Origin of the sequence: Embleya sp. NPDC050154 (assembly GCF_044460165.1) — a bacterium.
In the GTDB taxonomy this organism is placed as follows: domain Bacteria; phylum Actinomycetota; class Actinomycetes; order Streptomycetales; family Streptomycetaceae; genus Embleya.
Window position 1 is genome coordinate 354,919 of record NZ_JBITJP010000004.1, and the last position, 13,160, is coordinate 368,078.

A 13,160-nucleotide genomic window follows, 5' to 3' on the forward strand; every position below is an offset into this window, starting at 1 on the left:
TCGACACCCGGGGTGACTCATGAACGACGTCCCATCTCCCGACCCTCACGGCGGCGGACACGTGGCATGCGGCGTGGACGTTACCTGGGCGGCGTCTGTGGGCACTTGGGATCGGGGCAGCCGACGAGAGGGTCCAGTCATGCGAGCGTCGTCTCGGGGCGTTACGGTCGTGGCTCTCCTGGCGGATCCGGACGCGCCGACGGAGATCGCGCAGCGCATGGCCCGGACTCTTCCTGCCCGGCTCGCGGACAAGTCGGGCCGGAGGCGACGGTTCGACGTCGAGGTGGTCAGTGAGCCCTTCACATCGGGGACGGAGGACCCGCCCACCTTGATGCGCCGGATCATGGACCGTGGGAGCGCGGAGAACTGGGACATCGTCGTGGCCCTCACCGACCTTCCGCTGCACTCACACGGACGCAAGCTCGCTGTGAATCTGAGCCACGAACACGGCTTGGCGCTGCTCTCGCTTCCTTCGCTGGGGGGCTTCCGGTTGCAGACAAGGGCCCGGCGGGCCGTCGAAGCAGCCGTGCTCGGCTTGGCGGGTCCGCAGACCACCGGGGTTGAAGGGTCTCCGCGAAGTCGGCCCGTTCCGGGGCCATTCGTCAGCCGTCTCGCGCCCATTCATGCGGACCCGATCGGTGAGAAGGAGACCGACGATCTTCGTTACGTCGTCAGCGGGCCGCGCGGTGACCTGCGGGTGCTCTTCGGCATGGTCCGCGCCAACCGGCCGTGGCGGTTGGTGCCGGGCTTGTCGAAAGCCCTGGCGGCCGCACTCGCCACGGGAGCGGTCGCCACCGTGAACTCCACCGTCTGGAGCCTGGCCGGGACCCTGAGCGCACCACGCCTCGTGATCGCCACGGTCGGATCCGTCGGGCTCATGATCGGCTGGCTGATCGTGGACGCGGAGCTGTGGCATCGGTCGGCGGAAAGCTCGCCGGAGGCGAGGCAGCGGGCGCGGCTCTACAACGCCTCGACGGTCGTGACCGTGGGTATCGGGGTGCTCGTCTGCTACGTGGGCCTGATGGTCATCAACTGGGTGTGGGCGCTGTTCATCCTCAACGACCAAGTGTTCGCTTCCGCTACACAAACCCCACTGCACGCCGAGGAGTACTTGACGCTGTCCTGGTTCGTCGCTTCGGTCGCCACCGCGGGCGGCGCGCTGGGATCAGGCTTGGAGAGCGACGATGCGATCCGGGCAGCCGCCTACTCCAAGCGCGAACAGGAACGTCGTCACACGCTCCAAGGCGACCACGGTGATCGGCCCTCGAAGTGAACCGATATCGGCACAACCAGCAGTGCGAAGTGCGCCGACGGGTCGATCATGGCGACGACGGTTCGAGATGTCGTCCCGGTAGGCCAGGGCCGCGGCACGCCTCCTTCAGCCGGTACGCGGCCGCTGGGGGCCTCGCCGAGCGCATTCTGCCGGTCGTCGCCGCGCTCGCCGACCCGGACGTCGGCGCTCCGGCGGACGGACCCGGGCGGGACCACGCACGGGAACTGCTCGACACAGCCGCCGACGTCCTGGACGCGGCCGCCCGTTCGATCCGCCACGGCACTCCCGGCGAGGTGCCGCCCGGGAGCGCGGACGTCCTGCGCGTCGACGAGGAACTCGAGGCGCTGGAGGGGCCCGCCCGGCAGGCCGCCGAACGGCTCGTGGAACTGCTCGCCGAGGCGTTGGAGATCGGCGGGAGCGGCCCGGCTCCGGGGTGCTGATGCCTGTCATGTTCGGGTGGTGGCGGCGACTACCTGCTCGGCGAAGTCCACTGCCAGATCGCACAGCTTGCCGTTGACCGCGGGGGTGTCGCGTAGAAGTTCTCCACCCCCATGTGCAGCAGGTCTTTGCCGACCTGAACGTCCAGCCCGCATGAGGTGGCGGTGCCGAACGACGCCACGTTGGGGAAGCCCGACACGTCGAATGTCCGGCAGTTGGATGTGTCGAGCGTGATCGTGTCGATGTCGACGACCATGGCCACCCTGGTGCTCCGGTTGTCGTACTTGCAGCCCCCGTCGTAGAGGTTGCTCATGGTGTCCGGCTTGCCATCACCCGGCTGGTGTCCGAGTGGGCCGAGCGAAGCCGCGCTCGGAAAGGCGCAGTAGTCCAGGCCGGCCGGCGTCGCGGCGGACCGTCCGACTTCGTGGTCCTGCTGCCGCTCGAAGCGCTCGGCGTCCTCGTGGGTGAGGTGGTTCCCGCCGATGATTCGCTCGGCGGGGAATCCGAGTCGTTCCCGCTGTATCCGACACCGCCGACGAGGACGGTCAGTATCGCTGCCGTTGCGGCCATCCGTCGTTTATGCATGGGGGCAAACCGGCACACGACGGCGCCGCCGGGCCACGAACCTCGGCGGCCACTCTGTCGCGCGTCCCGGTCTGCCGCTACCCGGGTGGGTGGGGGAGTGGTGACGAGGCGGAGGAACGCCCGCTGTGGCAGTTCGACGACACCACCCCCTGAGCCTCGGGCGGACTCTGGGCGCGCCGACCATCGAGGCGGATCGTCCATGGCTCGACGCCGTCCACTCGAAGGTGCGTCCCGCTCCACGGATCACGCGCGAGCATGGCACGGACGGTGTCCTGCGATTCGGCCTCGACGACGAGCACCACGCGATGCTCGTCGGCGAGTGGTCCGCCCAACACGACGACACCCGAATTCACGAGCTCGTCCATAAAGGATGCGTGGGCGGGCCAGTCGGACTGCTCCTGCATGGGGCGGGACGGATCCCAGTGCGGACCGGAGCGGCGGAGGAAGACGAGGAACACAGCCACGCTTCGACTCTACCGAACCGCGGGAGGGCAGCAGGCCGCACGCCTGCGTCGCACCCACGAAGGCCCTGGGCCCCCGCGCCGTCGTTGCGGATGTGCACGAGCGGTTTGCGGTCGGGCTGCGCGGCCCGAAGTGCCGCTGCTCGCTGGGCTGGGGAGGGGCGACGAAGCTGACGAGTGCACGCTGTGCCTGTCCGACATGCACCTCTTGGGCCTCCGCCGACTCGATCCCCGGCCACACACGGCCCCGCCGACTGTGGGACGAGGCAGCGGCCGCATACCGCTGGTGGGAGGACCACGGCCGGCCGGCGAGCACCCGATTCGGCGTGCGCTCGACGGGAACGGACAGCGGTACCGGCGTGATCACCCGTGACGACAGGAGCACTTCTCGCTGCTGTTCCTCCGAATTGCAGACGGGCTCGGCACACACGAGTTCAGCATCCGCGTGGTCCCAGGCACCGCCGGCCGAGCACGGTGGCCGGACGCCGGCGCCGCATGTCCGAAGACGGGCGACGGGTACCGGCGGGTGAGATGCTCCAGGCTGCAATCCCAGTACGTCGCGAGGCCAAACCGAAGTCGGGTTTGACGGCCGCCGTGGGGAGCCGCAACTCCGAGCCGCAGGCGAGCACTTCCACTCATGGGGTTCGCCCGACCGACCACGCCTCGACGGTAGTGAGGTGTTGTTCTTCATGTGTGAGCCGCGTGGCTCTGCGGCGGGTCGGAATACACGGAACAGAAGTGCGGCCGCCTACACTCCGCTGGGTCCGCGCGATGTGGATACGACCGACCGGACAGCGCACCCCACTGGTTGCGGTACCTCGCGATGGAAGCAGTAGCGAAGCACATTCGGTTGGCGGGCCAGTCGGTCCTCGGAGAGTTCGGGGACTCGAGCGTTGTCCAACGCATGGTGTCGAGGGCTGGGCGGTGGACTCGATCGCGGCGCGCAGCTTTTCGAGACGGTCTCGACGCGAGGCCGGAGGGCACCGGAGCGATCGCTGCGGTAGTCCGAGGCTGACCTGCCGCCGTTCACGGTTCGTTGCGCGTGCCTTGTACGGACGTGTCGTTCGAGTCATGTGCTGCCGAGGGGCGCGCCGTGCCAGCGCCAGTCGGTCCGGCGGGGGCGATCGGGCGTCTCGACGCGTCCGGTGGCCCACAGCAGGGTCGACCATGGTGTGTCGATGACGGGCACGTCGGGGAACAGGCGCGCGAGGGCCCGCTCGCTCAGATCCTGCGGGGGCTCCCAGGCACGGTCCAGGCCCTGGGTGATGTCGTGGGTGTGGACGAGTGTCTCGACGACGCCCATGGCTGCGAAGCCCTCCGGGTCGGAGGCTCCGAAGACGTGTGGTGCCAAGGTGGTTGCGGCCGTGGTGTCCACGACGGTTGCGAGCAGTCCACCGCAAGCCTCCACGACGGTCAGGAGCCCCTCCGGCCCTGCCTCGTGGTCTCCGAAGATGACGTTGGCCGGGCCGCCGGGGCGGTTGCGGGAAACACGCAGCGGGACACGTGGCACGCCCATGGGCTCCGCGAGCCCGAACCGCAGGGCATAGGTGAGCAGGTCGTCCGCGAGGTGGCCGAGAGTCTCCCAACACGTCCATTCCAGGCTTCCGGCCCGGTCGTGCCAGCGGGCCGCGGGAACGCCTTCCAAGGCGTCGAGGCAGTGGGCGACGGCTCGGCGTACGTGTTTCCCCGACACCGGCTCGTACGGTTCTGTGGACTGTGGCATGCGAGGACCCTACAAAGCCGGGTCGAGGTGCTCTCGAGCCGCCACATGCAGCTCTCGGATCACCGCGCTGGTGGCCGACCCCGCGAGTCGCAGTCCTCGCGTCGCGTACGCCTACGTGTCCTGAGCCTGCTCGCCGAGGCGGCCGATGTCTCCGAGCGTCGTCGACGACGTTCCGCAGCCCGGTGAGGAGAACAGTGGGCGGGTGAGTGACCTGCGGGTTGTGGGGTAGCCGCGCTCGTATGCCCCCATCACCCGGGAGCGAGGTCGTTGGCCGCCGTCGCGCCGAGGAACTGCACCGAGCGCGAGGAGGAAGGTGAGGATTCCATGAGCACCGTTGGACAGCCGGGCCGCGGCGGTTCCCAGGAGTCGATGGGCGATCTCGTCTCGCGAGCGTCGCAGCAGATTTCCGAGTTGGTCCGCGAAGAGATGCAGCTGGCCCGGGTGGAGATGACCCAAAAGGGCAAACGCTTCGGGCTGGGCGGCGGCCTGTTCGGCGGCGCCGGCCTGGTCGGCATCCTGGCCGCGCAGGCCCTCGTCGTCACCGTGATCGCAGCCTTGGCCCTGCTCCTGCCGGTGTGGGCCTCGGCTCTGATCACCGCCGCCCTGCTGGCGGCGATCGCCGCAGGAATGGCCGCCGCCGGGAAGAAGCAGATCGCCAAGGCCGGCACCCCCGCACCCGAACAGACCATCGACAGCGTCAAGGCCGACGTCGCCGCGATCAAGGAGAGAGCACACCGATGACCCACGAACCCCAGGACGAGAAATCCGCGCCCACACCCGAACAACTGCGCGAGAAGATCGAGGACACCCGCGACGAACTCGGCCGCACGGTGGAGGCGCTGGCGGCCAAGGCCGACGTCAAGGCCCAGGCCAAGACGAAGGCGGCCGACATCAAGGAACAGACCGCCGAGAAGGCCGCTCACCTCACCGACCAACTCCGGGACAAAGCGGCCCAGGCCACCGAACTGGTCAAGGACAAAACGCCCGACCCGGTCCTCGACAAGGCGACCCACGCCGCCGCCCACGTCCGCGACGGTGTGGCCCGCGCCGGACACCTCGCCGCCGACAAGACCCCCGCCCCGGTCCGCGAGAAGGCCCAAACGGCCGCAACCACGGCAAAGGCCAACCGGACCCCGCTGATCGGCGCAGCGGTCGTGGTGATCGCCCTCGTGCTGCTGCACCGAGGCCGGAAGCGCCGGTGAAGGTGTCCAAGGTCGCCTACAAGCCGGTCGGCCTGGTGCTCGGTGCCACCAGCGGCATGATCGCCGGCGCGGCCTTCAAGCAGGCGTGGAAGATGATCGGCCACGACGACGACGCCCCCGATGCCACCGACGAGGACCGCACCTGGTCCCGGGTTCTGCTCGCCGCCGGCCTGCAAGGGGCGATCTTCGCCGTCGTCAAGGCCGCCGTCGACCGCGGTGGCGCGGCAGCCACCCGGCGCCTGACCGGCACTTGGCCCGGCTGAACCGGGTAAACCCCCGCCGCTCGGTGGTGGGCGCAGCCCGGCCTGCGGTCGGGTGTTGCACCCGGCAGATGCGCGTGAGTCGGCGAGGCCGGGGCGGTGGTCAGCGGTAGGCGGCGAGGAAGACGCGGGCGCCGGCGGCGGCGTAGCGGTCGAGGTCGAGGACCTGGACGCCCTGATCGGGCGCGCGGGCGGTGAGGCGATGGTCTTCGGCATGTCCTCCGGCGCCGTACTGGCGCTGGAGGCCGTCGCCCGGGGCAGTGCCGTCTCCAGGCTGGCCATGTACGAGCCGCCCTTCATCACCGACTCCAGCCGCCCACCGTTGCCCGCCGACTACGTCGCCCATCTGACGGACCTCGTGAAGCAGGGGGCGTACGGTGACGCCGTGGCCTACTTCATGACCGCGGCCGTGGGCATGCCCGCCGAGGTCGTCGCCGGGATGCGGCAGGCGCCCTTCTGGGCGGGTATGGAAGCCACCGCCCGCACCCTGCCCTATGACGGCCGGGTCATGGGTGACACCATGTCCGGTCGGCCCCTGCCCGCCGACCGTTGGCGGTCTGTGACGGTGCCCGTTCTCGTCGGCAGCGGGGACGCGGGCGCTCCGCACATGCTCACCGGCGCGCGGGAACTCGTCGCACTGGCCGACAACTTCACCCTGCACGTCTTCCCCGGCCAGGAGCACAACATCGGCCCGGAGCTCCTCGCCCCCGTCCTGACCGGCTTCTTCACCACCGGAAAGCAGGCATGAGCAAGGTCTTCGCCAGTCCGGGCATGTCGGGCCCCGGCTGCTCAGCTTCGCCGACGCCGTCGGCGAGATCGCCCGGGCGAGCGGACGCGAGATCACCTACGTCCAGGTCCCGGCCGACGCGTACGCGGCCGCGCTCGCCGAACACGAAGTCCCCGCAGAGGTCACCCGGTTGCTGCTGTTCCTGTTCACCGAGGTGCTGGACGGACGCAACGAGCACGTCTGCGACGGCGTGCGCCGCGCCCTGGGACGCGAGCCCCGCGACTTCGCCGACTACGCCCGTGACGCCGCCGCGCGCGGTGCCTGGAAGGTGTGACCGCGAGCGGCCCCTGGTCGCTCTCACCGGCCCACGATCTCGGGCGTCCGCACAGCCGGTGAGTCCGCCGACGCATGTACCGGCCCGCTGCGAATATCCGGTGGCGGGCTCTTGCGCCGGTGGTGAGGATCACGGCATGAACATCCTCTTGGAGACCGATCGGCTCGTGTTGCGCGCGTTCACCGAGGCCGACGTCGACGACCTGGTCGCGCTGGACAACGACCCGGAAGTCATGCGCTTCATCAACGGTGGCCGGCCCACGAGCCGCGAGACGATCCGGGCACAGGTCCTGCCCGGGTTGCTGCACGACCACCCGTGCGTCGGGACCCGCGGCTACTGGGCCGCGCAGGAGAGGGACGGCGGAACCTTCCTGGGCTGGTTCGAATTCCGTCCCCTGGACGACTGCAGCCCCGCCGTGGTGGAACTGGGCTATCGGCTGAACAGGGCCGCCTGGGGCAAGGGCTACGCCACCGAGGGGTCATGCGCGCTGATCGACAAGGGGTTCACGGACCTCGGCGTGGAGCGAGTGACCGCGAACACCATGTCGGTCAACGCGGGATCGCGGCGTGTGATGGAGAAGGCGGGTCTGTCGTTCCTTCGCCACTTCACCGGGGACTGGCCGGAGGCGATCGAAGGTTCCGAGCACGGCGAAGTCGAGTACGAACTCACCCGGACCACGTGGGAGCAACGTTCGTAGGAGTCGGGCGCAACAGGTCATGCGTGTTCGGGACCGTCCCGGACCCGCATTGACGTGTTCGGGACAGGGGCCCACGCCCGACCAGGGCTGCTCCGACCCGCGGGCCTGTTCGGGACCGCCTGCTCGCGGGGGCGCGTCGCGAAGGCAAACCGTTCCTGGAGCGATGGGTCGCCCGAATACCGGGCGCCGACGCCCGCGAACGCGGCGTCAGCCGTCATGCCCGCGGTCTGTCGTCGAAAATCGGCGACCCTCGAGGTGGGCGGCGAGGCCGTCGAGGAGCATGTTGCTGCCGGCCTCGGTCCGGTCGCGGTTCTCGACGCTGTCGCAGGTCTGCGAGACGACGATGTCGGTGCGGGTGCCCCGATCGGTCAGTTCGACAGTCATGACGTCGGGTTCCGCGCGTCCGGGGACGTCCATCGCGACGACCAGGCGGCGCTTCTCGACGACCTCGAGGTACGAGCCGGTGATGGGGAACTGTCGACCGTCCGGGAGCACCACGGTGCCGCTCCACGAGCCGCCGGGTCGGGCGTCGAGGGTGACGTCTTTCGTGCCCGCCCACTGCGCGTACTGCTCGGCTATGGTCCATGCCTGCCAGACGTCCGCGACGGGGGCGTCGAGGGTGCGAGCGATCGTGTAGCGGAAGCCGTCGGTGGTCGCGGCCTCGTTGTTCTCGATCATGGGGATTCCCTTTCGTTCAGGCCCTCTTTTCGCGAGGGCCGGCTGTTCACCGACCGGTTGCCCCCTGTTGACGGTGGGCGGAGCGCCACCGCCGCGGTCGTGTCGTGGACGAGGGCAGGGGAGCGGCATGCCCGGTCGCGGGTGTGCCGTTCGTGTACTCCTTCAGAGGCGGCGAAAATCGAGGAGGCGTCCATGCGGGTCGACACCCCTGCGCGATTCTTGCGACTGGGTAGAGCTTCTTCGGTCGAGACGGGTGGCGACAACGGCTTTCGGGTGGGACCGAATGTCCCTGGCCACCGGGCCACGGTGCCCAGCAAAAGGACAATGGAGGACGCATGTTACGTATTCACTTCACCGTGCAGGATCTGGCGGGGTTGGTGTTCGCACACCACGCGCGCTTCCGATCAGCGAGGCGGTGATGAGTCTGCGGGTCCCGCGCCAGGGTTCCGCCTCGCCGTTTCGTGCGTGGCGGCCTCACGTGCTGGAACGGCTGCCTCCTCGCGCGTCGTTGCTCGGGTCGTTGGTCCCGGCTGCCGGCTGGGTACCGGACTTCCTCACCCCCAGCGCGCCGGCGTTCCCCGGCACGGGGGTCTTCGAGGCGATACGAGCTACGTCGCGCGAGCGCCTCGCAACCGATGTACAACGCCTGTCATCGCACCGCCGCCCGCCCGCGTGGGTGCGGCAACTGGCCGACGGAGACCGAGACACCCTGGACAAGGTGGCCGACACCCTGGCGGCGTACCACGACATCGCCATAGCGCCGTTCACCGAAGGCGAGGACGAGTTCGGGATCCTCTCGTTCGCCGCAGAACGATAGTCGCCGGCAGACCCGCGATCCGCACCGCCGCCGCATCCGGCGACTCGTCCCGCAACAGCGATCCGCACACGACGCGGTAACCCATGGCACGAGACGCCCTGGGCAACAGGACCTCCACGACGACGACGCGCGCGCCCTCGACCGCTCCGAGGCGGCGCTCGTCCGGCACACGCGGCTCGGCCGACCCCCATCGGGCGGACGACCGCATGGAGCCGGCGGCGCCGTTCCCGAGTCTCGGGTCGTGGGCACGCCCGAAGCGTCGATGACGAAGACTTCCGACGTCGTCGGCGATCTCGGATGCCCTCGGCGGGTACGGGTCGGGGACAACGCCGCACAGGCCCGGCCGCATCACGGCACACCGCCGAGAAGGAGTCGAAGACATGGTCGACGTACAACGCACGTTCACCGTCCCACGCCCGATCGACGAGGTCGTGTCCTATCTGCGGGACTTCTCCCATGCCGTGCATTGGGACCCCGGCACGCACGAGTGCACCCGGATCGATTCCGGACCCATCGGAGTGGGTTCCCGATGGCACAACGTCTCCGAGTTTCGTGGCAGGCACACCGAACTCGCCTACGAACTGACCCGTTCCGAACCCGCGCGACTGACCTTCGTCGGCACCAACAAGACCGCCACCTCCACGGACGACCTCACCTTCGAACCGGCCGGAAGCAGCACGAAGATCACCTACCGCTCCCACGTCCGCTTCCACGGCCTGGCTCGACTTGCGGATCCGTTCCTGCGCCGCGAGTTCGAGCGTCTCGGTGACGAGCTGCTCCGCACTCTGCCTCGCGCCGTGACGGACCGACGAGACTGAGCCCGAGATCGCCCACGGTGATCGCGGCGCGGGGTATGCGCTGCCGCGCAAGCACTGCTCTGCCGCCGTATCGACCACACCGATGCCACGCGGTGGGGCCGGTCGTGCGTTGCCGCAGCCCCGGACGGGCCAACGCAGGCGTCGCGTGAATGCGATCGGGGTAGCGGGCCGACACGTCCGGGTCGCGGCGGGGTCTTCGTGCGCGTGCCGCCCCTCACACGCGCGAGCGGGTGGCCCGCTCCGACCCGGACTCCGAACGCGGCCGGAACATGGTGAAGGAGCCCGGCTGCGAGAGCGAATCGGGGTCCTGGTGTCGCCGGACGCCGAGGCACAGCCCGCACGGCCACCACGACGGAGGTGTCTTCAGCAAGCTCGGCTGCCGCCCAAAGGCCCTCGCACGGACGCCTGGTCAAAGAAATCCGGCGCACGCCCGGGTGAGGTGCGTGGTGCGGGCGTCCCCGTCCACTCGTGAGCGGATCACGATGATTCACGCCTCTGTCGGCCCAATCGCCCTGGGCCTCGATGACGAAGCCCAGGAGGTTCCCTGCGCGGTGCGTGACACGATCGCGTGATGTTCACCGAGGGGATCGCACGCGAACTTGTGACGGCGGAGATCGCGCAGCCGGCACGTCGCCGATTGTGCCGAGTGCCCACAGCCGCACCGAAGGTGCGCCGACCACGAATCGCGTGGCCGGAGCGTCGGTTCGCCACGGTCGGAGCGGGCACCGTGCGCCCGGTGAGGTCTGTGTGGTCACGACGTGGGCGGCTCTTCAGTGGGGGTGGGGTCCTCGGCCGATCGGGGGCGGCCGGGGGCGGGACGGGGGTGCACGGGAACGCCGCGCAGCCATAGGCGGACGCCCTGGTAGCGGATGTGGAGGCTGACGGCCCAGGTGGCGAAGGGGTGGGTGAGCGCGGCACGCAGCAGGGCGGCGGAGCCGGCGGGGCGGCCGGTGCCGTGGACGGTGGCGGTGAAAGCCCGGCCTCCGGCGCGTTCCAGGTGGACGGTGAGGTGGAGATACTCGTCCGGCTCCGGCAGGGTCATGCGGTAGTGGCCGTCGACCGGGAAGAACGGCGAGACGTGGAACTCCTTGGGGGTCCGGGTCCTGCCTGCGGGATCCGGGCGCAGCAGGTAGCGGTGCCGGTCGCCGTAGGTGTTGTGCACCTCGGCGACCGTGCACAGTGGGCGGCCCGCGTCGTCGCGACACCAGTACACGGTCAGCGGGTTGAAGACGTACCCCAGGGAACGGGCCTGGGTGAGCATCAGCACTCGGCCGTCGCCGAGCCGGACGCCTCGTGCGGCGAGGTAACGGTCCAGGTCCTGTCGGATCGTCAGCTCGGGGTGGGCGGCGTCCGCGGCGTGGTCGCTCGGGCGGAATCGGGCCAGGGGCCGTAGTGGCCAGGGCACGGCGGGAAGCCGGTCGGGGTCGACCAGCCACAGGTATCCGCGGTGGTGGAAGGCGTGTCTGCGGGGCGTGGTGCGCACATGCGTGGTGCGGGTGTCGTAGAGGACGGCCCCCCAGCGTCCGGGCAGGGTGTTCACGACGCCCTCACTCCCAGCAGGGCCCCGGCCGCCTCGACGCCGGAGCGGCAGCCGTCCTCGTGGAAGCCCCAGCCGTGGTAGGCGCCGGCGAACGCGGTGTGCCCGGTGGTCAGTTCGGGCAGGCGGCGCTGGGCGTCGAGGGTGCTCGCGGTGTAGATCGGGTGCTCGTACAGGGTGCGGGAGAGCACCAAGTGCTCGGGGATCGGGTGCCGTGGGTCCTCGTTGAGGGTGACCAGGTAGTCGGTACTGGTGTCCAGGCGCAGCAGGCGGTTGAGGTGATAGGTGAGTTGCACCCGGTCGGAGGGTGCGGTGCAGTGGGGCATGCGGTAGTTCCAGGAGCTGCGGGCCGGCCGCGCGTCGGGCAGGAGCGAGGGGTCACGGTGCAGCACGGTGGGGTTGTGCGAGTAGGCGAAGGCGCCGAGGATTTCGCGCTCGTTCGGGGTGGGATCGGCGAGCAGGCGTAGTGCCTGGTCGGCGTGGGTGGCGACCACGACGGCGTCGGCCCGGGTGCGGTGTCCGTCGTCGGTGATCACGGTGACAGCGTCGTTGTGGCGGTGTACCGCCCGGACGGGGGTGGAGCGGTGCACGGCAGTGAGGCGTTCGGCGATTTTGTCGACGTAGGTGCGGGAGCCGCCGACGACGGTGCGCCAGGTCGGTGAGCCCGTCACGCCGAGCATGCCGTGGTTGGCGAGGAACACGAACAGGTAACGCGCCGGGTAGTCGCCGGCCAGATCGGGGGCGCAGGACCACACGGCCGAGACCATCGGGGTGACGAAGTGGTTCACGAAGTAGGGCGAGAACCGCTCGGCCGTGAGGAATTCGCGCAGAGTGGGGTCGCCTGCCGAGGGGTCGGCGAGCAGCCGGCGGGCGAGCCGGTGGAAGCGCGGCACCTGGGCGAGCAGGTGCAGGTAGCGGATGCGCAGCGCGGCACCGGGCCGGGCGAGCAGACCGGCGGGGCCGCGCGCGCCCGCGTACTGAAGACCGCACCCGTCGCAGTGCACGGACATGCTCATGTCGCTGTCCTGGGTGCGGACTCCCAACTCCGCGAAGAGTCTGATCAGGTGGGGGTAGGTCCGCTCGTTGTGGACCAGGAACCCGGTGTCCAGGGCCGGCTCCCGCCCGTCCGGTTCGATGGTCGTCTGCGTGTGGGCGTGGCCGCCCAGGCGGCCGTCCGCCTCGAACAGTTCGACCTGGATCCCCGCCCGGGACAGCCGATACGCGGCGGTGAGCCCGGCGACGCCGGAACCCACCACCGCTACCCGGCGCATAGGCGCGCCGGTGCGGGCGGGTGGGGTGTTCTGGGTGGTGGAGACGGTGTCGGACATCGATGCGTGTGCTCCTCGTCCGGGACCGCGACACGGTCCCCTTTGTCTTGTCGCCCGTACCGGTTCTCGGGGCGCGTACGCGGGTGGATCGGCCGGCTTGCCCGCCGCGCGGATCGGAGGTGGCATCGGCCGCCCCGGTCGATTGCGATGCGGCCGATGCGTCCCCGATCCCGAGACCGACGGAAGGCTTCGAGAGCGTGGATGCCTTCGACCGGGTGGGGGAACTCAGTTCACAACGGCCCGCTCCAGACGGTCGACGGCGCTCAGTCCCCCGACGGCTGG

The 13,160-nt window shown here is 70.0% G+C and carries 15 protein-coding genes and 1 pseudogene; 10 read left to right on the plus strand and 6 right to left on the minus strand.

Annotation, left to right across the window (positions count from 1 at the left end; genetic code table 11):
- The first annotated feature begins 169 nt into the window (after window positions 1–169).
- Both ACIBSV_RS10910 and ACIBSV_RS10915 read left to right on the plus strand, forming a co-directional pair.
- A complete protein-coding gene (locus tag ACIBSV_RS10910; RefSeq protein WP_395861479.1) occupies window positions 170–1,273 on the plus strand; it encodes a hypothetical protein in 1,104 nt (367 codons plus the stop codon).
- A 128-nt stretch (window positions 1,274–1,401) separates the two neighbouring features.
- A pseudogene (locus ACIBSV_RS10915) lies at window positions 1,402–1,701 on the plus strand (FUSC family protein); the annotation flags it as partial.
- Between the two features lie 41 nt (window positions 1,702–1,742).
- Here the strand turns inward: ACIBSV_RS10915 and ACIBSV_RS10920 are convergent.
- The 3 genes from ACIBSV_RS10920 to ACIBSV_RS10930 form a co-directional block, all read right to left on the minus strand.
- Window positions 1,743–2,024: a hypothetical protein gene (locus tag ACIBSV_RS10920; protein ID WP_395861480.1), complete on the minus strand. Its 282-nt coding sequence runs from the start codon at window positions 2,022–2,024 to the stop codon at window positions 1,743–1,745.
- A 349-nt stretch (window positions 2,025–2,373) separates the two neighbouring features.
- Entirely contained in the window at window positions 2,374–2,760 is a 387-nt protein-coding gene (locus ACIBSV_RS10925) for a YciI family protein (RefSeq protein WP_395861482.1), read from the minus strand.
- A 1,066-nt stretch (window positions 2,761–3,826) separates the two neighbouring features.
- Window positions 3,827–4,480: a DinB family protein gene (locus ACIBSV_RS10930; protein WP_395861484.1), complete on the minus strand. Its 654-nt coding sequence runs from the start codon at window positions 4,478–4,480 to the stop codon at window positions 3,827–3,829.
- Between the two features lie 324 nt (window positions 4,481–4,804).
- Between ACIBSV_RS10930 and ACIBSV_RS10935 the strand changes: the two genes are divergently transcribed.
- From ACIBSV_RS10935 to ACIBSV_RS10960, 6 genes are all read left to right on the plus strand, one after another.
- Window positions 4,805–5,221 carry a phage holin family protein gene (locus ACIBSV_RS10935; protein WP_395861486.1) on the plus strand — a complete coding sequence of 139 codons (417 nt, stop codon included), beginning with the start codon at window positions 4,805–4,807 and terminating at the stop codon, window positions 5,219–5,221.
- Window positions 5,218–5,682 (plus strand): DUF3618 domain-containing protein, encoded by a 465-nt coding sequence (locus tag ACIBSV_RS10940; RefSeq protein ID WP_395861488.1) that lies wholly within the window; start codon window positions 5,218–5,220, stop codon window positions 5,680–5,682. The genes ACIBSV_RS10935 and ACIBSV_RS10940 overlap by 4 nt, the downstream gene beginning before the upstream one ends.
- On the plus strand, window positions 5,679–5,945 hold the full coding sequence (locus ACIBSV_RS10945; protein ID WP_395861489.1) for a DUF4235 domain-containing protein: 267 nt from the start codon (window positions 5,679–5,681) through the stop codon (window positions 5,943–5,945). The genes ACIBSV_RS10940 and ACIBSV_RS10945 overlap by 4 nt, the downstream gene beginning before the upstream one ends.
- Window positions 5,946–6,000: 55 nt before the next feature.
- A complete protein-coding gene (locus ACIBSV_RS10950) occupies window positions 6,001–6,690 on the plus strand; it encodes an alpha/beta fold hydrolase (RefSeq protein ID WP_395861491.1) in 690 nt (229 codons plus the stop codon).
- 169 nt (window positions 6,691–6,859) lie between these two features.
- Window positions 6,860–7,003 carry a hypothetical protein gene (locus ACIBSV_RS10955; protein ID WP_395861493.1) on the plus strand — a complete coding sequence of 48 codons (144 nt, stop codon included), beginning with the start codon at window positions 6,860–6,862 and terminating at the stop codon, window positions 7,001–7,003.
- 136 nt (window positions 7,004–7,139) lie between these two features.
- Complete coding sequence (locus ACIBSV_RS10960) at window positions 7,140–7,700, plus strand: GNAT family N-acetyltransferase (RefSeq protein ID WP_395861495.1); 561 nt, start codon at window positions 7,140–7,142, stop codon at window positions 7,698–7,700.
- Between the two features lie 207 nt (window positions 7,701–7,907).
- On the opposite strand, the gene ACIBSV_RS10965 is transcribed toward ACIBSV_RS10960, so the two are convergent.
- The gene (locus ACIBSV_RS10965; RefSeq protein ID WP_395861497.1) at window positions 7,908–8,378 is read right to left on the minus strand and encodes an SRPBCC domain-containing protein; all 471 of its coding nucleotides are present in this window, start codon (window positions 8,376–8,378) and stop codon (window positions 7,908–7,910) included.
- A 418-nt stretch (window positions 8,379–8,796) separates the two neighbouring features.
- Here ACIBSV_RS10965 and ACIBSV_RS10970 point away from each other — a divergent pair, with 418 nt between their 5' ends.
- Together ACIBSV_RS10970 and ACIBSV_RS10975 are read left to right on the plus strand one after the other, a co-directional pair.
- Complete coding sequence (locus ACIBSV_RS10970; RefSeq protein ID WP_395861499.1) at window positions 8,797–9,195, plus strand: hypothetical protein; 399 nt, start codon at window positions 8,797–8,799, stop codon at window positions 9,193–9,195.
- Between the two features lie 380 nt (window positions 9,196–9,575).
- Entirely contained in the window at window positions 9,576–10,013 is a 438-nt protein-coding gene (locus tag ACIBSV_RS10975) for an SRPBCC family protein (RefSeq protein ID WP_395861501.1), read from the plus strand.
- A gap of 751 nt (window positions 10,014–10,764) precedes the next feature.
- On the opposite strand, the gene ACIBSV_RS10980 is transcribed toward ACIBSV_RS10975, so the two are convergent.
- Both ACIBSV_RS10980 and ACIBSV_RS10985 read right to left on the minus strand, forming a co-directional pair.
- Window positions 10,765–11,553, minus strand: coding sequence for a DUF1365 domain-containing protein (locus ACIBSV_RS10980; protein ID WP_395861504.1), 789 nt, complete (start codon window positions 11,551–11,553; stop codon window positions 10,765–10,767).
- A complete protein-coding gene (locus ACIBSV_RS10985; protein WP_395861506.1) occupies window positions 11,550–12,878 on the minus strand; it encodes an NAD(P)/FAD-dependent oxidoreductase in 1,329 nt (442 codons plus the stop codon). The genes ACIBSV_RS10980 and ACIBSV_RS10985 overlap by 4 nt, the downstream gene beginning before the upstream one ends.
- Between the last annotated feature and the right edge of the window lie 282 nt (window positions 12,879–13,160).

Coding starts and splice junctions, on each gene's coding strand:
- ACIBSV_RS10920 (WP_395861480.1), bottom strand. CDS start 2,024: ATGAGCAACCTCTACGACGGGGGCTGCAAGTACGACAACCGGAGCACC.
- ACIBSV_RS10930 (WP_395861484.1), bottom strand. CDS start 4,480: ATGCCACAGTCCACAGAACCGTACGAGCCGGTGTCGGGGAAACACGTA.
- ACIBSV_RS10935 (WP_395861486.1), top strand. CDS start 4,805: ATGAGCACCGTTGGACAGCCGGGCCGCGGCGGTTCCCAGGAGTCGATG.
- ACIBSV_RS10940 (WP_395861488.1), top strand. CDS start 5,218: ATGACCCACGAACCCCAGGACGAGAAATCCGCGCCCACACCCGAACAA.
- ACIBSV_RS10960 (WP_395861495.1), top strand. CDS start 7,140: ATGAACATCCTCTTGGAGACCGATCGGCTCGTGTTGCGCGCGTTCACC.
- ACIBSV_RS10965 (WP_395861497.1), bottom strand. CDS start 8,378: ATGATCGAGAACAACGAGGCCGCGACCACCGACGGCTTCCGCTACACG.
- ACIBSV_RS10970 (WP_395861499.1), top strand. CDS start 8,797: ATGAGTCTGCGGGTCCCGCGCCAGGGTTCCGCCTCGCCGTTTCGTGCG.
- ACIBSV_RS10975 (WP_395861501.1), top strand. CDS start 9,576: ATGGTCGACGTACAACGCACGTTCACCGTCCCACGCCCGATCGACGAG.
- ACIBSV_RS10985 (WP_395861506.1), bottom strand. CDS start 12,878: ATGTCCGACACCGTCTCCACCACCCAGAACACCCCACCCGCCCGCACC.